Below are 19,574 nucleotides of genomic sequence, written 5' to 3' on the forward strand. Positions count from 1 at the left end.
GCGTCAATCGACGAGGTGGGAAGTGTGGCGGCTGCCTCGCGGCGCACCATGGGAGGTGGGATCAGGCAGCCGGTGGGAGGTCAACCTAACGGCTGGCGGGGGATCAAAGGAGTGCGGAAGAAATCTTCAAAATGACGATAATTTTCTAACAGGAGACTTTCCTCATTTACCACGGGAAATGGGTCTGAGTGTGCGAATTGCAAGAAAGTTTTTCCTCGACCATTTTGCGTATTAACTCGTAGTCACGGATACCTGAACATTCGGCTTCCATCGTGAAGCCCTGATCGGAGTCACCCCCCTCCCAGGCCATGAAAACTCTGTTGACCCGAATAGCGGGGGGCGTCCGGCGTATGCCGTGCGTAGCCCGAAACGTGCTCTGCTCCCTGTCGCTCGTCCTCACGGCGACCGCGCAGACGATCACCGCGGACATCCAGTCGATCTCGGCTCCGACCGGCACGCTGGCGAGTCCGCGGTATGTGGTGGACTCCGACGGGAACAATCCCGCCGCAGGCTACACGCGGGAGGCGATGACCGTGACCACGTCGGTGCGCTTCACGAAAAACACGGCCGATGCCACGGCACAAGGCGACTTCCGTCTCAGTGCCCAGCTCATCGACGTGGAGACGGGACTCCCCGTGACGCTGGAGGCAGGCCTGAATGTGGCGCCGGGGACCAGCCAGACGATCACGGTGAGCAATGCGGCCCCGACCGCCACCGTGAATCTCAGCACCTCGGTCGATCCCGGGGTCGATCTCGGTGCGGGGAAGGCTTACCTGATGCGCGTGACGGTCCAGCGGCTGGGAACGCTGACGCTGCCGGGCGGCGGGGGATCGCTGCCGATCTGGCTGACGGCGGACGGGCCGGAAGACTCCGGGGCATTCAGGGTAATCCATTTCACGGATGCCGCCGCGGGTGCGGAGCGCTGGGTGAGGGGATATGCCACGGGCGTCACGAGCTGGACGCGCTCCTACCGCATGGCGACGGATCCGGCGAAGAACCGTTTCCACGCCACAGTCCCGTATTTCATGGCCCGCTACGATCTGGGCGGGACCACCACTTCCATTCCCTTCCGCATTACCGCGACGGTCACGGATGACACCGGGGCAAACGTGCCGCTCGTGAATGGCGGCGTGACGACCCTCAACGTCAGCATGGCAGCCACCGTGGTGGGAATCCCCGCGCAGCCCTCGACGAGCACGGGCACCTTCACCGCGACCTTCGCGCCGGTGAACCAACTCGACTCCCGCGGTCGCACCTACAAGGTCCGCCTCGCCATCGAGCACCAGGAGAATCCCCCGCTGGTCTATCACAGCGATGGCGAGACCGGTGACACGCCATTATCACGCCTGATGGATTTCAATGGGACGCTGCGCTTCAGTGGCGTGGCCGCGCAAATCAACACGCTGGCGAACAATCCCATCGCGACATCGCTGGGCGCGGACTTCGTGAACACCACGATCCAGGTATCCGCGGGAAGCGTGCCCGGCCGGCCCTACACCTTCGGCAGCAGCGCCTCGCTCGGCGTGCGGCTGGAGACGGATGGCGATGCCGTGGTGGTATCCGGATCGGAGACGATCGCGCAGACTCCCGAGGCGACCTATGGCGGAGTGAAGGTCACCTATCCCTCCACCTGGCTCTCTGCGTCCGGAGCGACGGCGGGCTCGGCGATCCTTCACCTGCCGCAAGGGCTCGGCATGACCCCGAACCGCGCCACATCGAACAATCGCTACCGGTCCTCGATCAACTTCGGCAGCACCTTGCCGCTGACCTCGTCCTTCCGTCACACCGGTGCGCTTTCGCTGGGCTTTGGCTCGAATGCGTGGGTCTTCGACGAGGCGAGGCCGATGCTTTACCAAGCGAGCGATGTGACCTTCGAGACAAGCGGAGAGATGCGCTTCAAGTCCGTCGCGGCGGAGTGGGCACACGTCGCGGCCTTCAGCCGGTTGGAGACGAACCAGGCCACCGGCTTGCACGAATCGCCGGAGATGTCCTATCGCCTGACGAATGACGGGGTGCTCCGCTTTGCCAAGATCCTGTCGGCAAGTGATACGGTCTTCACCGCTGCCTCCGATGGCTCGGCCCGGACAAAGGAAGCGGGGCTTGAGATCGCGGACGGTTCCTTCCACACGCACTTCCCGCGCGGCGCCGAGGTGAAGTGGGATGGCGGCGGTGCCGGGAAGATCGCCGACGGAGTCTTTGGCCCGGGCAGCGAGCTCGCGGACGTGAAAACCGTGAAGCTGAACTACGACGGCTCCTGCACGGACGACGCCTGCGGTCCTGCGGGGGGCGCGGTGGATGGCGTGGCAGGGATCACACAGTCGGGACGGATGCTGATCACTCCCGATGGCGGGCTTCATGCGCTGTCCGACCTTGATCCGCTCACGCTGAAGTGGGGCATCAAGGGCGATGGGGCAGGGGGATCGGGACCGCACACGCATCGCTCGGACAAGTTCGAGACCGGTGATTTCTTCATGCCCGGCCACCAGTTGTATGATGCGGAAAACGCGCTGATGAAGAGCCCGGCCTTTGCGGCAAAGGGAGCCGTGCTGGCTCCCGGCGCGCTGCTTCTGGCCGGCTACGACAGCTCCAGCCAGAAGTCCGTCCAGCCGGAGACGCCTGAGTATCGCAAGGGCACGGGTGCCTATGCCGGCTACACGATGACGGTCGAGAAGCCATCGGAAGGTGCGAGCCAGATCGCCGACATGACATCGGAGTATCGCTACGATCTCCAGGAACAAGTGACGAAATACTATGTGCGTAGTAGCGGGATCTCCGGCCGCCACGTGGCGATGGAGGGTGGCTTCGATCCCGAGGTGGTGATGTACGGGTATCCCTTCCGCCTGAATCTCTTCCAGCTCACCTACCTCTCGAACGAGAACGAGGATTCCTGGATCAATGGCGAGGTGACCGTGCCGTACCCCTCGGACTTCACCCTGCTATTCTCGAATCTCATGCTGTCCTGCTCCGGTGCGCTGGAGCAGGCGACGCTGGACCCGAAGGACGATGGTGCGAAGACGCTGGCCTACTGGAACGGCAGCTTCAAGCCGATGGCCATGGACTTCCGCCCGCCGGTGGGCGCGAGCTGCTACTCGGAGCGCTTCCTCACGCTGGGCCTGGTGACCGGCGCGGCGAATATCACGACGCCCCTCGCGGGCACCCTGGCCTTCAGGCCCAATGGGAACATCGCAACCCTAGCGGACCAGATCGTGGGTGCGGACGGACGGCTCGGCCTGCCGGGAAAGGTTTACATGAAGGGCCCCGGGAACGAGCGCTACCCGCTCTATCCGGTCAACAAGCTCTACTTCAACAACCCGAACATCTCCGGTGCCCCCTCGAGCGGCTACGTGAACTTCGCAGCCACCTGCAACGTCCCGTTCTTCGAGGACCTGAAGGTTCACTGCATGACGAGTGCGCAGGCCGACATCCCGGCACCGCTCTACATCGCGGGAGGTTGGACTGGCGGCGGTGATACCTTCTTCACGAATACGAAGTTCGACGAGACGCACCGCGGGTTTCCGGTGTCAGGTATCGCGGTGGGAGACTACCAGAACCCCGGCTCGCAAACCAGCTTCGTGGTGAATGCCTCGCAGTCGATCTTCGGCTTGGTGCCGCTGAATTACCCGCTGCGCTGGAATGCTTCCTCGCGCTTTTTCACCTCGTGGGGGCCGTCGAAGAACGACCTGCTGGTGGTGAACGTGGAGCATCAGGTGGACTACCTGAGCGCGGAGAATGCGGAGCTTTCCTTCGGTGCCCAGTATGACGGGCTGCCGCAGATCAACCTGGTGAGCACCGCTTATGATGCAGTGGAGGAGCAACTAGGCGCGGCACGCGCGCTGACCGATGCCGCGAGCCAATTCGTCACCGACACGCTGAACGAAGGCGTGGACCAGATCGGCCAGCTCGCCTCGGACAATGTCGAGCTGCTGCTCGACGAGACGCTCGGCAGGATCGAGGGAGAGGTGATCGACCCGCTTTATGAGGCGGTCGTGGATTCCTATCAGGATGCAGTCGCCGCGAACGAGCAATATGGCGACTGGGTGAATGCCTCGAGCGGCGATTTGAAGGTGGTCTTCGACCGCTATCTGGACGGCAGCATCGGAGCGCCCGCGGAGAGCATCAAGGGCCGCCTCGACGACCTCGCGGACGCGGCAACGAGCGCTTCGAATCTGGTGGGCCGTGTGGACAAGGCATTGCTGCGCGGCATCCTCGCCATCGACTCGGTCACCGGAGAGATCCGCACCTTCCGGAATGGCGGCAGCGTGGTCGTGGATCTCACCGCCCCGCCGGGATACTCGCCGGACAAGGTGATCAATGGCATCTTGAAAAAGGTCGCCGGCCCCGGTGGCACGCAGGAGCGCCAGATCGTGCAGGCACTGGTGCGCGTGCTGATTTCAGAGCTGGCCCCGGACGACATCGCCTCGGTCCTGGAGCCGTTGCTGAATGACCTGAGCTCGGAACTGAATGGCGAACTCAACGAGCTGCTGCATGAGTTCGATCCCACGTTGGACCGCGTGACCGAGGCGTTGCTGGAGGCGCGTGGCTATCTGGTGACGCTGCGGTCGAAGCTGCAGGTCGGCCAGGAACTCATCACGAATTTCCAACAGATCGTCGCGGGTGCCTCCGCGGAGATCACGGCGATCATCAATGGCATCCGCGCGACCACATATGACTTCATCGACCGGATGGCGGCAGGCGCGACCTACCTGCCGAATACGGTGCTCGGCACGGCGGGCAACCTGCTCCATGAATTCGACAAGGAGGAATTCATGGCGATGATCCGCGCGGAGCTGCGCGACCGCCTGTTGGGAGCCGGATTCATCCAGCAGATCCAGTACACGCTGAGGCAGTACATTTCGGAGTTGGACCTGGCGATGAAGTCGGCGATCGACTCCGCCTTCGCCGAGGTGAACCGGATGTGCAAGGAGCTCATCAAGGAAGCACTCGGGCCGATTGACGATGCGATCAACGGGCTGATCGGCGACGTGAATGCCTTCCTCGGCGCGGGCTCTATCGATGGCTATGCCCACATCCAGGGCGATACGCTGAGGAAGCTGAGGCTGGATGCAGAGGTGCAATTCAAGATCCCGGAGGAGATGAAGCTGCACGCCTTCTTCGAGATGAATTGCTACGACTCGCGGAGCGACGGCGGCGGATGCGTCGGGCCGGGCGAGATGCAGGTCGAGGTGAAGATCGGTGCGCTGGACGTGCCGCTGGACTGGGTGAGCCCAGATGTCCGCGCGGACCTGGAGGTGCGCTTCACGATGCAGACCGCTCCGGTGATCAAGCCGATAGGAGTCGGCGGATCGCTGGCGATGACTTCCGGCGAGATCAATTTCCAGAGCATCAAGATCACGGAATTCGCCGCCAGCGTCGGCGTGGGCATCCAGGAGTGTTACCTCGCCGCGACGGCGCGCGTGGAGATCTCCAGCTACGAAGCGGCGGGCGGCATCTTCTTCGGCCGCACCTGCACGTTGGCTCCGTTGCTCCTGGTGGACCCCGATGTCGGGGACCTGCTAGGCACGCCGCCCTTCACCGGGGCGTATGTGTATGGAGAAGTGTGGATCCCGATTTCAGAGGTGGTGCTGGGCATTCCGGCGAGCTGCTTCTTCCGGATCTCCGCCGGTGTCGGTGCCGGGGCATTCTACTTCGTCGAGGGGCCCACCTTCGGCGGGAAGATGCTGCTGGGCGTGAGCGGCGAGGCTCTCTGCGTGGTCTCGATCAAGGGCCAGGTGAAGATGACCGGCGTGATGAACGGCGGCAGCCTGCGCTTCCGCGGCAAGGGCACACTGAGCGGCAAGGCCGGCTGGTGTCCCTTCTGTGTCGAATTCAGTGAAAGTGCGACCGTCACCTACCAGGACGGATCGTGGTCGGTGGATCTCTAACCAACTTCCCGTCATGTTCCGGAAACTCTTCCTGACGCTGGCCGCGTCCTGCCTGTCGCTCATTGCCCCGCTGTCCGCCCAGGGCACGGATCCCTTGCTCACCACCGTGGGCACCACCGTCTCTGCCGATGGTAAGACGCATGCCTACGTGCTATGGCAGCCGGGCAATGCGGCGAGCACCTTCGGCAAGCGCTTCGCCATCTATTCGAAGCCCGGACCGATCGGTGCCGCGGGCAATTTCACGCGGCTGGGAATCCAGACGCTGCAGACCTCCCCGGCCACCATTCGCGCGCTGCTGGTGCTGGGTGAGAAGATCGACGTGGCAGGCGAGCATGCACCGGAGCGCATCGACGGCCTCTACCGCGATGTCACCTTCAATGCCGCCGAGCCTCCTGCCACCCCGGCGGATCCGAATCTGGATGCCGCTGGCAAGCTGGCCTACCTGATCGCCTCGGCGGTCGATGACCCGAAGCTCCTGGGCAGGCTCTTCTTCCTCGGTCGCGCGCATCCAGGCGTGATGATGTGCCTCGGCCATGCCTTCGCCATCCAGGTGACTGCGGGTGCCGCCACCTACGAGGTGCGCGAGGTTGGCGGGAATGACCAGGATCTCCAGGTGGTGGGTCGCGTGGTGCTCGATCCCGCGACCCCGGTGGTGCTGGACGCGCCGGCGTCCCCGATCCAGGTGCCGCACCCCGTCACCGCGGGCTCGCAGTATCCCATCAATCCGAAGGACAATCTCAACGCTCGTTTCCGCTGGGGCGTTGGCCCGGTCCTCAAGGCGAAGATGCCTTACTCCTTCGGCTTCGATCTTTTCCGCGTGAAGGAAAGCGTGGCCGTTTCGCTGGGATGGCACACGACGGCTCCCGATCCGGCGGTGATGCTGGATGCGGTGGAGGGCGAAGATCCCACCGACCCCACTCCGGATTTCGGACGGGTGAACATGCTGCCGGTGATGATCGGCGACCTGCTCGACCCGGCGGCTGCTGCGGACCTCTCGAACAAGGAGCGCTTCGACCTCGCCGACGATGGCGTGTGGTACCGGGGTGAGGATGGCCGCCAGATCCGGCGTCCTTTTGCGGATGGCGAGAGCTTCTACTACTACGTGGCGGCGCGCGGCATCACCGGTCTGCCGGGCAAGCTCTCGCCGGGATCGCTGGTGCGCATGTGCGACCGCATGCCCCCGGACCCGCCGTCGATCATCTCGGTTCAGAGCACATTCGTCCCCGCTCCCGTGCCCGCCGGGCAGAATGGATCGCAATTCCTGCGCGTGAAGTTCCGCCAGGTGAATGGCGAGGAAATGTCCGACACCGCGACGGGCTACTATGTTTATCGTTGGTCCACGTCCAACGACTACCTCGCCAGCGCGGGAAATCCCATGACGGGGCGCATCGGCTACGTGGCACACACGCCGGGGCAGACCTACGCCACCTTTGACGACAAGGGTGCGGGCGCTCCCACGATCACGACGCACCCTGACCGCGCGGTGTGGTACACCATCCGTGCGGTGGGAAATTCCGCCTGCCCGGGAGAAACGCTCGGTGGCCATGGTGCTCCGGCATCAGGAGTGCTGCGCGACTTCAAGGCTCCGGATGGTCCCACGGGCAGCTTCCTGGTTTGCCGCACGTTGCCGGGAATCGAGTTCGTCCGTCGCAGCGGCGAGAAGCCGAAGGATGGAAGCATCCCGCGGGAATACGAGGGCATCACCGTGGACGTGGCCCGCGAGCATTCCACCGTGGTCGGTGCGGACATCCAGATCCTGCTCGGCAAGTCGCAGGAATCCTCCGTGACGCTGTATGAAAAGCGCCACTACTTCCAGCGCACGGACCTGATCCGCGTCACGCTGCCCTTCCGCGAGCCGATGGGAAAATCCGAGTTCCTCTTCGTCCGCGTGCGTGCCCTGGGCGGGAATGGCATGGTGTCCGGCTATACGCAGGGCACATCCCCCGAGAGCCAGGGGCTTCCGTATGCTCGGTATGAATTCAAGACGTCGGCGACGCGCCGGTGCAGCCCCATCGGCTCGGTCCCGGACAATCCGCCGAAGCATGACTCCTTCAATCCCGATGGAACCGCGAATCCCATCGGAGGCTCGATCGAGGTTCCTCCGAACCAAGGCGTGAAGGAGTGGCGCATCTACCGCCGCGTCGGCGATGGTGGCGAACTCTCCCTGATCGCGAAGCAGGAGGGCAGCATCCCGCCGTCCTCCGTGTGGGAAGACGATGCGCTGCCCGCGCAGAATGGCGTGCAGGTCTGCTACTACGCTCAGGTCTTCGACCAGAATGCGAATCCGAGCCCGCTGATCCCGCTGGGCTGCGTGGTACTCACGAATCCCGACCTGCCGACGCCGATGCTTTCGCCGGTGGAGTTGCTGGACGAGTCCGGCGGCGTGGCCCAAGCGCAGCTCGAGTGGTTCTGCGATCCGGTGGGCGTGGACCGCTTTGAAATCCTCATCGCCCAGGAGGGCGGGGGAGTGCCGGAAATCACCGGCCTGTCGGAAGTCCTCGGCGAGTCGCCGGTGGCGGGCATCCCGAGCGAGGATCCGGATCTTTCTTTCTACCCCTTCCAGACGCCCCGGGTCACTTCGGTCTTCGGCCCGGGTCCGGCCTTCGGCTACAAGATCGGCGTGCCGGCGGACAAGGTGCTGCACTTCGCGGTGCGCGCCTGTGGGCCAGGTCCCTTTCCGCGGCCCGGCGGTGCGGCGAGCAATGTGGTGCGTACCCGCTGGCAGACCACGGAGAGCGGTCCGCAGCCCATCATCCCGTGGCCCGCACGGCCGATACCCGGGACCTACGAGATGCGTCGTACCATCGAGACCTACGCTCCGGGCGAGGGCCCGCTGTGGACGATGAAAATGCCTGCCAACAGCGACGTTGCCACGTGCGTCCTCGTCGGTCTCGTGCGGGGTGCCATCGAAAGCTCCGGACAAGGGAAGTCCACCATGATTCAAGGCAGCACTCCTCCGGAGGACCGGCTTTTCCGCCTGCGGAACTCGCTGGAGAGCGGCGGCAGCACGCGCCCGCTGATGGACTTCATGATCTATCGCTACCAGCTTCCGAGTGCCGCCTTCCCGACGGCCAGGCCGAATCTCGTCCAATGCACCCCGCTGCTCGACCGCATGTCTTGGCGACGCGTCACCTTTGGCAAGGACCCCGGCATCCAGCTCTCGGATCCCTTCTTCCGCGTGGTGAATCTTCGCGAGAATTACAACATCCCGCTCGCCGGGCCTTGGACCGATACCGTCCTGCCCACCATCGGTAATCCTATCACCTCGGGTCTCGCGCGTCCTCCCTACATCCCTGCCGATGTCACCGCGGCGATCCTTGTCGATGATCCTTTGCCGGTCATTGAGGGAGCCCGCTATCGCCACCTCATCGTCACCTTCACCGAACGCGGCGAGATCCGGAACGTGATCCCGCTCGAACCCGTCCAGCACTAATCCAACGAAGACGGTCGCCATGAAAGCATCCATCACCCTTGCCCTGCTGGCCCCCGCGCTCCTCCGTGCCGAGCCCGTCTCACGCCTCGCGGCGGAGTGGTTCGTGCCGAGTCCATCCTCGCCAAAGGATTTCGCCCTCGTCGATTCCGCCACCGGCACCGTGCGCCTCGGCTCCACGGGGAGCGATGGCCAGACGAGCTTTTCGCCTCCGGTCAGCACAGGCATCTCGAATGTAGCGGATACCGCGTGGGCCATCTATGGCGGCACAGGCGTGCTGTCGCTGGCGTCTCCGGATACGAACCGCGTCGCGCTGGTGCTGCCCGGCCAGCCGATACCGGTGGCCCGCACCTTCACCTCGCACACCGGCATCGGTCCGTCCGGCGTCGGCGAGATCGACGGAGGCAGCGGCATGGAGTGGGCGCTGTCCACGATCCACAATGGCGGGGCGAATGGCGCACGGCAGGAGGTATTCAATGTGCTTGCGACGACGCCCGTTTCGCTCGGCAGCGGCTCGACGAATGTCCCCATCCATCGCCTTGAGCCGCTCCGTGATTCGTCGAATGGCCGCACCGTCGGTCTCTACGCCGCGGCGAGCGGGGCGAATACCGGCTTTGGCATCCTGCAGCGCAGCGGTGCCAGTGTGGTTCGCTCGACGCGCATCACTCTTTCCGGGACCGCGTATCCGGTGAGCAATGTGATCACCTCATCCGGCGAGACCATCGTGATGGGCTATCGTCAGGGCAATGCCACCGCGCACCTGCTGCGGGTGACCACGCCGGTCACCACCGCATCCACCTTCACGAATGCGACGATCACCCTGCCTTATCTCGTTTCGTCGGTCCTGCCCGTATTGCAGGGCGGCACGGGAAACATCACCGACGGCATCCTCGCCATCGCGGCGGACGGGTCGAAGGCCGAGTGGTTCCGCGTGAATGCGGCGGCGAATGCGCTGGTCACCACCGGCGTCACCTTTCCCGCGCCTGCGGGCGGCTTTGTTACCGGGCTGTTGCCGCTGCCAGGCATCGGTGTGGTGCGCCTGAGCGGAGCCACGGCAGGCGGTCCTTCGACGGCCTTCGAGACATCGCAGTGGAATGGCTCGGCGTGGACCGTAACGGACACCGGCGATTTGCCAGCGCTTCCTTCGGGCGCGGCGAATTTCGCGACGCTGCTTTTCTATTCGGCGAATCCACAGGCGGATGAGTCCGCGCGGTTGCTGGGCATCCAGAATGCCCCGCATTGGACGAGGCGCTCCGGTGCATTCTCAGCCGTGCCCGCGTCGGTGATGAAGGAGAGCTTCGTCTCCAGCACCGGCGGTCTCGGCAGTGCGGTGAGCGAGACGGTGTATGCTCCCTCCGGCACGAATTACGTGGTGACGAATCAGGTGGAAGCGGGGCTCAGCATTTCTGCGGTGGGGAATTCCATCGCGGCGCTCTATACGCCTTCGCTCGTCGTGGAACCAGCCACCGGCAGCTATGAGCAGGCATTTCAGGTGACCGCACTGTATGATGCGGAGCGCTATGATCTGCTGTGGCGGCGCATGCCTTCCGGATCGTGGATGAGCTGGAATGGTCCGCTCGGCGTGGGCTATGACATCGGCCTGCAATTCCGTCTGCGTGACGTGGCGACCGGTGCGAGCGGCGCGATCGTCACTCGCGACTACGACCTGCCCGCGGCGGCGCTCGCCAGCCAGGACTCGGATGGCGATGGCGTGCCGGACTACGTGGAGATCGGTCTCGCGCTCGATCCCTTCGCGGGTGCCGACAGCGATGGCGACGGTGTGTCGGATCTGGCGGAACTTCTCGCCAATACGGACCCGGGTTCCGCGGCGAGCTTTCCTGCCAATCCCGCCGACATCGGCGCGGCCAGTGGCATCGATCTCGTGGCGGTCCCGCGCAATGCCGCGGGCACGGAAATGGCCACGGGCGAGCAGATGAATGTCCGCCGTCAGGATGGCAGCCTCGTCGCGCAGGGACTGATGCAGGCCATCGCCCCGGCGCTCCCGGATGGTGGTGTTCGCGGGGCACGGCTGCGCGCGGACTCGAACCTGCCGACCGACGAGCTGATCGTGTTGGATTCCCCGCTCTACTTCGACCTGACGAATTCCACACGGAACGGTCGTGAGATCCTGCGGGTGATGCAGCCCGTGCTGCCGCCGAAATTCTCGCCTGTCTTCACGCCCTCCGGCACCGACCTCTCGGCAGATACGGCAGGATGGGTGGCGGCTGCCCAGGCTGCGGCCACGACCTACCGGCGCATCCCCGCGAGGACCACGCTGGACCCGGAGGACAGTGCCGTCGCTGTGCTCGTGGAGTCGCTGGTGCATGCCGGACTCGCCACGGCGCGACCGGCCGAACTGCCTGCCCCGCAGGTCTCGGAGTTCTCTTTCTTCCCCGGTCGCGCGTCGGACAGCACGCGGATCTATCTGGGTGCAGCGGATAGGGCATTGCTGGATGCCGCGGGATTCTCCATGCCCGCGGCGCTGACCGTTGCCACGGGAGCGAAGGCCGCGATGACCCCGCTGGCGGATGCGATTTATCAACGCCACGTCACCGGTGTAGCAGCGTCTCCGGGCATGATGCCGCCCTTCGATGCGCTGCGGATCATCCTCCGCGGGGGCGATGCACCCAACGGCTATGCTGGGGCTGCGACTCCTGCCGTGATCACCTCTGCCCGCACGGCTTTCAATACCGCGCTGGCCGCCACATCTTCGATCTATCGTCCGGTGCAGACCTGGACCGTGGAGATTCCAGTGACCTCACAGGGACGCGCGATCTATCCGCGTGTCAGCGACGGCGTGCAAGTGATGCTGCTGGACGCGAGCGGGGATCGCTTCGCGCTGGAGCAGGGGATGGGATTGCGCCCCGGCTCCCGTTTCGCGGTGACGGGCTATACCGATTCGCCGCCTTTCAATGGCCGACCGACCCTCGTGGTCACCCGGGTCGCCGTCGCCTTGCTGCCCGCCTCGAGCGATCGCGATGATGATGGCAATCTTTTGGACGATGAATGGGAGCGCTTCTTCTTTGGCTCGACCGGTCAAGACGCCTTCAGCGAGCCACAACCTGGCTACAGCCTGCTCCAGTATTTCCTCGACGGGCTCGATCCGCGCGGCGGTGACATCCCGGCAGGAGAAGCGGTCTCGCTGCTGCCGGTGTCGGTGGATTTCGCGCCATCGGCAGGTGGGAGCTTCGAGCTCCAGTTCGCCTTCCCCGCGAGCTACGCGGATCGCTTCGACTTCATCGTGGAAGCCAGCACCACGCTCGGTGCCGGGAGCTTCGCGAAGGTGAACAGCGCCACGATCAGCTCGCTAGGTGGCGATCTCTACCGCGCCACCGTCCCCGCTTCCGCCGCCACCGCCCCGGCCACCTTCTACCGCGTGCGCATCGCGCTGAAGTGACGGGGTGGGGGCGGTTCCACATGGGGGCAAACAGCCCCGTGTTGGATTTATGGTTGGCGCGAGGGAATCGCTCGTCGCCCATGCCGACGGTAGATTTTGAAATCGGAGTCGGTCCGTCAGCTATTCAGGGTGCCTTCAAATAGGGTGCAAGAACTTCGAAGATCTCCGGCGAAGGCTCGACCGGCGATAAAGTAGTCTCGCCGGCCTTTCGCCGCTTCACCAGACCGGCTGCCGCTGCGTTGAAATCGCAGCGCCCATCGCTGAGCAGAACGACGGCCGCCCCGTCTTCGTGAACTCGGAGCCTTGCGACGAGCTTTCCGGACTCCGTGTCCCAGAGTCCTGCGTAGCTCTCATAGTCGTCCAATATACCCAATCCGGAATCTATCCAGACGCCGCGACCATTTGGCGTGAAGCCCTTCCATCTGGCCGTGGACTTTCCGAAATCCGCGACCGTTCTCGGGAGTTCGATGCAAGGTTTTTCGGGATCCAAGGGGATCAATACCGGATTCTTAAAGTCATTGCAGAGGGCTAGCAGCGACTTTCCGGAAGGCACGAGATAGATACTATTAATATCTCTCGGTAGTCCGTCCCTCAGCTTGGTGCTCTTGCCGGAGCGAGCATCGACGCGATGAAGCGATGCCGGGTGGGAAATCATCAGGAAGGTGTCGGCGTCTTCCGCAACTGCCCAGAGGGCGTCTTCCGATAGGCGCTCCGAGTCGTGCAAGACCCGGCACTTTCCTTCTGGCGTGATCTCGGAGATCCGGTAACGCGATTTCTCATAGCCGGCGTCGAAGTGCATGATGAGTGGCTTCACCGGATGAAACGTAGGGAGTTCCTCTTCGTCGGTGAAGGAATCAAGAATCTCACCGTCTGAACGAATTACTTCCATTTGCATGTTCCCGGACCTTGCACCCGGAGCGTTTCGCACGATGAAGTCGCCGCACTTCCAAAAGACTTCGAAACTCTCGTCCACTGCCCTCGCAGGACGTTGGCCAGCCCTGAGAAAAAAACCGTCGTTCTTCGTGCTCGCCATCATCCCGCCATCCGGAAACGCGATCACCTCCGTGACCTCAGCTTGCAGTTCGCCCTGCACTTTTCCTTGCAAGCCGTGCTCCATGGTAATCCCGTGGATGGCACCGGACTTGGAGCCATACAGCGCCGTCTTCCCGTCCGGATGAATGCTTGAAAGCGCGCGACTCAGGGGAACATCCGGGAATTCGCGAAGTTTCCATGAGTCCGCATTCTCCGGGTTCCCCTCGTAGCAAAACCAACCTTTATCGGTAGCCGCGGCAATGAGACGCCCGGATCGATCCGTATCAAGTTTGGTGATGGTAACGCCGCGGGGAAAGGAGATCGAGAGCGCTTTAGTCTCGGAAGGCTTCGACGGATCGATAGCCTCCACTGTCTTCCGGCCGCTGCCCTTGTCCGTTTTGATCGACAGTAATTTCCCCGAGTCTCCGAACCATGACGTCGAGATGCGTTCCACTGATGACGGGTGAACCTCGAAGGTCTGGCGTCCGTCTGTGGAAAAGGTCCGCAGCCAAGGCTGATCACGGCTTTCAAATATCGTGAGGAATCGCGTCCCGCTTCGATCCGATTTGCCGGAGGCAAAGCCATTGACAACAGTGTGCCGCGCTAGTTCCGGATTCCTTGTAATACTCTCAGGACCCATGATGGGCTTCCTGGGATAATTCAGATCAATGCGTTGGGTGACCTCGTTGCTCTCCGGATCGAAAAGGATCAACCCTGTCTTCCTGCACACGATCGTCAGCTTGCCGGAGTCGGTCAGGGAAATCGTGCCGATTTCCGCCTCACCCAGTTGAACTTTGGACAGCTCTTTTCCATCCTCAAGTGATCGCTGCCAAAGCGTGTCCCCCTCGCCGAGGAAGATCTTGCGCCGGGTAGAATCGACGGCTACGGCGGAAAGCCGCGAAGATTCACTGGAGGACCAGATGACACGTCGGTTCAGCCAGTCCCAAACCACGACTCCACTAGCGCACCAGTAGCTCACGTAGCGATTGTCGGAACTGAATGCCAGATCCATCAAAATGTGGCTGGGTTGACCTTCCAAGGTTTCGAGCAAGGCCCCTGATGCCGTGTCCCACACTGCCAGTTCACCTAAGAACTGCTGCGTGGCCGCGAAGCGCCCGTCGTCCGACAGGGCCACAGCATTGGTCAGGCCCAGCCGGGTTTCTTGGATGACGATGTCGTTCGCCGCGAGCTCTTGCACCGGCGAGAACATGATGATTGAGGCAACGATCCAGAACTTGTGCATGGCTTAGATAGTAGAGAGCACCTCGTCGAAGACCGTGAGCGTGTCGTCCAGATCTGCCTCGGTGTGGGCGAGGCTGAGGAAGCCGGTTTCGTAGGGGCTGGGGGCGAGGTAGATGCCCTTGTCGAGGCAGCCCCAGAAGAACTTCTTAAACAGCTCCAGGTCCTGCTTTATCACGTCGTCCACGTTCACGATCTCGCGGTCGGTGAAGTAGAGACAGAACATCGAGCCGGTTCGATTGAACCGGTAGGGCAGTCCCTTACCATCGAGCAGGGAGCGCAGGCCGCTCTCGAAGTGCGCGCCGAGTTGTTCCAGGCGAGTGAAGCCATTCGGTGCACCTTCGCCGCCCGTTCCCGCGAGCTGCTTGAGCTGCGCGAGGCCGGCGGCCATGGCGAGCGGATTCCCGGAAAGCGTGCCTGCCTGATAGACCGGGCCGATGGGCGCGAGCATGTCCATGACATCGGCACGGCCGCCGAAGGCACCCACGGGCAAGCCGCCGCCGATCACCTTGCCGAAGCAGCTCAGGTCCGGCGTGAGATTCTCGATGCCCTGCACGCCCGCCTTGCCGAGGCGGAAGCCGGTCATCACCTCGTCGAAGATGAGCAGCGCGCCATGCTTCTTCGTGATTGAGGAGAGAAGGTCGAGGTATCCGGGCCGCGGGAAAACGAGGCCGGCATTCGCGGGATACGACTCCACGATGATGGCGGCGATTTGCTCACCCTGCTCCGCGAAAAGCTTCTCCAAAGCCTCCACGTCATTGTAGGGCAGCACGATGGTCTTTTCGGCGAAGGACTTCGGCACGCCCGCCGAGTCAGGCTCGCCGTGGGTCAGCGCACCGGAACCGGCTGCCACGAGCAGCGAATCGCTGTGGCCGTGGTAACAGCCGTCGAATTTCACGATGTAGTCCCGCTTCGTGAAGCCGCGTGCGAGGCGGATGGCGGACATTGTGGCCTCGGTGCCGGAGGAGCACATGCGGACCTTCTCCACGGAGGGCACCCAGTCGGTGATGGTGCGGGCCATCTCCACCTCGTAGGGATTCGGGATGCCGAAGGAGATGCCGTCCTTGGCGACCTCGTGAATCGTGTTCGTGATCACGGCCGGGGCGTGGCCGAGGATATTCGGGCCCCAGGAGCCGATGTAGTCGATGTAGGTCTTGCCATCCACGTCCTCGATCCGGCTGCCCTTGGCGCGGCGGACGAAGAAGGGCTCGCCGCCGACATTGCGGAAGGCGCGGACGGGGGAATTCACACCGCCCGGGATCTTCTCCTTGGCGGCGGCGAAAAGTTTCTGGGAAAGCGGACCGGTCACGGGGGGAGGGTGAACGGGGAAGCCGGGTTCGCCAAGGATTCGATGGCGCTCCCAGGTTCAGCCGCCGGTGAGCTGCTTTTTGAAAAACTCCACCGTCCGTTCCCACGCCAGCTTCGCGGCGGCCTCGTCGTAGCGCGGTGTGGTGTCGTTGTGGAAGCCGTGGTTCACGCCGGGGTAGATGTGGGCCTCGTATTTCACGCCCGCCTTCTTCAGCGCCTCTTCCCAGGCGGGCCATCCAGCATTTACTCGCTCGTCGTGCTCGGCGAATTGCAGGAGCAGGGCACCCTTGATCTTCGTGGCGTCCTCGGCGGGAGGCTGGCCGCCGTAGAAGGGCACCGCGGCTTTCACCAGATCCGGCAGCTTCACTGCCAGCGTGTTTGCCATGCCGCCGCCGAAGCAGAAGCCGACCACCCCGATCTTCCCGTCGCAGGCGGGGTGCGCGGCCATCCACTTGGTAGCGGCGATGAAATCCTGCTCCATCTGGCCCTTGTCGCGCTGGGCCTGGAGGTTCCGGCCCTCGTCGTCATTCCCGGGATAGCCGCCCAGCGGGGTGAGGGCATCCGGGGCGAAGGCGGCGAATCCGGCCACCGCGAGCCGCCGGGTGACGTCCTCGATGTAGGGATTCAGCCCGCGATTTTCATGCACCACGAGGATGAAGGGCAGCTTTCCCTCCACCTTCGCCGGGCGGGCGTAGTAGCCGCGCATTTTCCCGCCGCCCTGGGGCGAGTCATAGGTCTCGTAGGAAACGGTGATCCGTTCGTCGTCCTTCTCGACCTGGGCGGCGAGCGCATACTGCGGGCTCAGGGCGGCTAGCAGACCAGCAGCGGTCAGCCCGCCGACCGCGAATTGCGAGGCTCGCTCCAGGAATCCCCGCCGACCGACCTGCCCGTGCACGTATTCGTCGTAGAGATTCAGCAGCTCCTGCGGGAAGTCCTTCGCGGTTTTTCGGTCCATTCCGATGGAAGGGACCACGTTCGCGGGAAGTTGCGAGCGATCTCTGTCCGTGGCGGGTGAAATATTTCGTGAATACCCGCATGGCATTCTGCGTCGGAGAAAACGCGGAATTTCCTTTCCGCCTCAGACACGCTATCTTGATCCCATGAAAGCCGCCCTGGTTTCCACGCTTCTGTTGTCGCTGCTCCTTCCCGTCTCGGCCCAAGTGAAACGAGTGGAGCGGAAATCCCTCATCGACCGCGATCCGGACGTGGTCCACCTCACCTCGCTGGCCAAGGACCCGGTGGAGCTGAAGGTGATCAAGGAGGCCACCGTCTTTTCCGACAAAAACGGCAAGAGCAAGCTGGGCATCCTCCGCTCGGATCAGACCGTGATCCTCGAGGCCATGACCGAAAAGGCCTACAAGGTGCGCGGTCAGGGGGAAAAGAACGGAATTTCCGGTTGGGTGGGCCCGCACGCCTTCTCCTCGAAGGACCCGAATTTCGTCGAGAATCTCAAGAAGCTCCACGCTCGCCAGGTGGAGGTGCAGGCACTCATCGAGGAAAAGGAGCTCGCCATCGGCATGACACCGGAAGAGGTCACACAATCCCGTGGCAAGCCCACGAAGACCTCCGTGAAGCGCACCGAAAAGGGCCAGACCGGGAAGTGGGAATACATTGATTTCGAGCAAGTCCAGCACTTCACCTACTCGCGCGACCCCTACACCGGGCAGACCTACCGCCAGCTCTCCCATGTGACGCAGGAGGAGAAGGAAAAGACCGTCGTGGAATTCGAAAACGGCGTGGTGAGTTCCCTCGAAGAGAGCGAGCAGCGCCGCCGGGCACCGGTGAAGATCGTCGTGCCGCCGCTCGTCTTTGCGTGGTGAGCGGGACCGTGAGGGTGGATTTCTGCGGATATTCGCGGGAATGCCGGATTTCGGGTTGAATCCGGGGCCGGACGTGTTGCCTTTCAGGGGCGGCAAGTCGCGCCTCGCGCCCCTGTCGGCTAGATTTCTCCCGAAGATCCCATTCACATGAAAAAACCAACATTCGGAAAAAGGGCAGCAGGCTTCACCCTGGTGGAGCTGATGGTCTGCGTCGTGATCGTCATTTCGCTGGCCGCTCTGGTCTTCGGCCTGACCAGAAACGCCATGGCAAAGGGCAACCTGTCCGCCTCCATGACCCGCGTCCGCGACCTCGGCGTGCGTGTCCAAGCCTACGCGCAGGACAATGCCGGCATCCTGCCGGTCTGGAAGGACCAGTCGCAGGACCTCTACTGGTGGGGCGCGCTGATCAAGGACCCGCGCAACCCCACCGAGCTGGACATCTTCCGCAGCGATGCGCACAAGCAATTCGACAACAATCCGTCGAATCCGAACCTCTCCTACGGCTGGAATGCCCGCGTGATGGGTCGCTCCGAGTCCTCCGAGGGTGACGACGGTCCGAAGCGCCTGGCGAACTTCAAGGACGCTGCCCGCGCCTTGGTGCTGGCCGACGGGCCGGCCCGCAATCCGAACGCCCTGCTCGACGAGAGCAGCCTGCCTGACCCGGAGCGCTACGATGGCAAGGCCGCCGGCCTGATGTTGGATGGCTCCGCCATCCAGCTCACCATCGAGAATGACTTCAAGGGCCAGTCCGTCTGGTTCATGACGGAGGAAGAGCGCGAGGCGCAGGGCAAGTAATCGCCCCACCGATCCCATCCAATCAATCTGCCGGAGCCGGTCTCGTACCGACTCCGGCTTTTTGTTGCCCGCAGGTGATCACTTCTTCCGCTTGGAGGACGCGCTCATGATCTCGGTCCACTCGCCATCCTCGCCCTGGATGTGGCTGGTGAAGGTTTTGGTGTCCTTGTCCTTCACCACGATGACTTCCTTGAAGTTGCAGATCTTACCGCCCTGCATCGGGCACGGGCCACGGCTTTCCAGAGTCAGGGTATTGGTCGCCTCGTCCAGCGTGCCGGTGTATTGCCACATGGTGCTGGTCATGGAATCGACCCAGGTGCCGACGAATTTTTCCTTCGCCGGGTCGTAGCCGATGGTGAGGACGCTGGAGAAGATTGAGCCCATCATCTCGCCCTGGCCCTCCGAGACGATCCAGAAGCCGCCCAGCAGGCGGGCCTTCTCGGTGCTCTTTCCTTCCATGGGCGGCTTGCCGGGCTCGATCACGCATTTCATGGAGGACTCCCACTCGCCTGCGAGTTGGGCCAGCCATTCGTGCTGCTTCACCGGCTTCGGCATTTCCGGCGGTGCCTCCTGGGCACGGACGGAGATGGGCAGGAGAAGGAGTGCGGATGCAATCAAGGTCGTGAGTTTCATGGTAGATATCGATTGGTTCACCAGGACAACGAATGGAC

General features: G+C 63.3%; 9 protein-coding genes. 5 read left to right on the top strand and 4 right to left on the bottom strand.

All coding sequences use genetic code 11. The features are described from left to right. Window positions 1-371 precede the first annotated feature (371 nt). Genes OKA04_RS18880 through OKA04_RS18890 form a run of 3 tightly spaced genes read left to right on the top strand, consistent with a single transcriptional unit; the run spans window position 372 to window position 12,709 of the window. Complete coding sequence (locus tag OKA04_RS18880) at window positions 372-5,882, top strand: hypothetical protein (RefSeq protein WP_264502763.1); 5,511 nt, start codon at window positions 372-374, stop codon at window positions 5,880-5,882. Between the two features lie 13 nt (window positions 5,883-5,895). After that, window positions 5,896-9,315: a hypothetical protein gene (locus tag OKA04_RS18885; RefSeq protein WP_264502764.1), complete on the top strand. Its 3,420-nt coding sequence runs from the start codon at window positions 5,896-5,898 to the stop codon at window positions 9,313-9,315. 19 nt (window positions 9,316-9,334) lie between these two features. Continuing rightward, window positions 9,335-12,709 carry a thrombospondin type 3 repeat-containing protein gene (locus OKA04_RS18890; protein WP_264502765.1) on the top strand — a complete coding sequence of 1,125 codons (3,375 nt, stop codon included), beginning with the start codon at window positions 9,335-9,337 and terminating at the stop codon, window positions 12,707-12,709. Window positions 12,710-12,833: 124 nt separating this feature from the next. On the opposite strand, the gene OKA04_RS18895 is transcribed toward OKA04_RS18890, so the two are convergent. From OKA04_RS18895 to OKA04_RS18905, 3 genes are read right to left on the bottom strand one after another with little or no spacing between them, the layout of a single operon-like run. Continuing rightward, the gene (locus OKA04_RS18895) at window positions 12,834-14,984 is read right to left on the bottom strand and encodes a WD40 repeat domain-containing protein (RefSeq protein ID WP_264502766.1); all 2,151 of its coding nucleotides are present in this window, start codon (window positions 14,982-14,984) and stop codon (window positions 12,834-12,836) included. A gap of 3 nt (window positions 14,985-14,987) precedes the next feature. After that, window positions 14,988-16,289 carry a glutamate-1-semialdehyde 2,1-aminomutase gene (gene hemL, locus OKA04_RS18900; RefSeq protein WP_264502767.1) on the bottom strand — a complete coding sequence of 434 codons (1,302 nt, stop codon included), beginning with the start codon at window positions 16,287-16,289 and terminating at the stop codon, window positions 14,988-14,990. A 57-nt stretch (window positions 16,290-16,346) separates the two neighbouring features. Continuing rightward, window positions 16,347-17,243: a dienelactone hydrolase family protein gene (locus tag OKA04_RS18905; RefSeq protein WP_264502768.1), complete on the bottom strand. Its 897-nt coding sequence runs from the start codon at window positions 17,241-17,243 to the stop codon at window positions 16,347-16,349. Window positions 17,244-17,388: 145 nt separating this feature from the next. Between OKA04_RS18905 and OKA04_RS18910 the strand changes: the two genes are divergently transcribed. After that, complete coding sequence (locus OKA04_RS18910) at window positions 17,389-18,108, top strand: hypothetical protein (protein WP_264502769.1); 720 nt, start codon at window positions 17,389-17,391, stop codon at window positions 18,106-18,108. A gap of 147 nt (window positions 18,109-18,255) precedes the next feature. After that, window positions 18,256-18,903: a type II secretion system protein gene (locus OKA04_RS18915; RefSeq protein ID WP_264502770.1), complete on the top strand. Its 648-nt coding sequence runs from the start codon at window positions 18,256-18,258 to the stop codon at window positions 18,901-18,903. Between the two features lie 78 nt (window positions 18,904-18,981). Here OKA04_RS18915 and OKA04_RS18920 read toward each other — a convergent pair whose 3' ends face one another. After that, on the bottom strand, window positions 18,982-19,536 hold the full coding sequence (locus OKA04_RS18920) for a DUF1579 domain-containing protein (protein ID WP_264502771.1): 555 nt from the start codon (window positions 19,534-19,536) through the stop codon (window positions 18,982-18,984). Between the last annotated feature and the right edge of the window lie 38 nt (window positions 19,537-19,574).

Origin of the sequence: Luteolibacter flavescens, from assembly GCF_025950085.1 — a bacterium.
GTDB lineage: Bacteria > Verrucomicrobiota > Verrucomicrobiia > Verrucomicrobiales > Akkermansiaceae > Haloferula > Haloferula flavescens.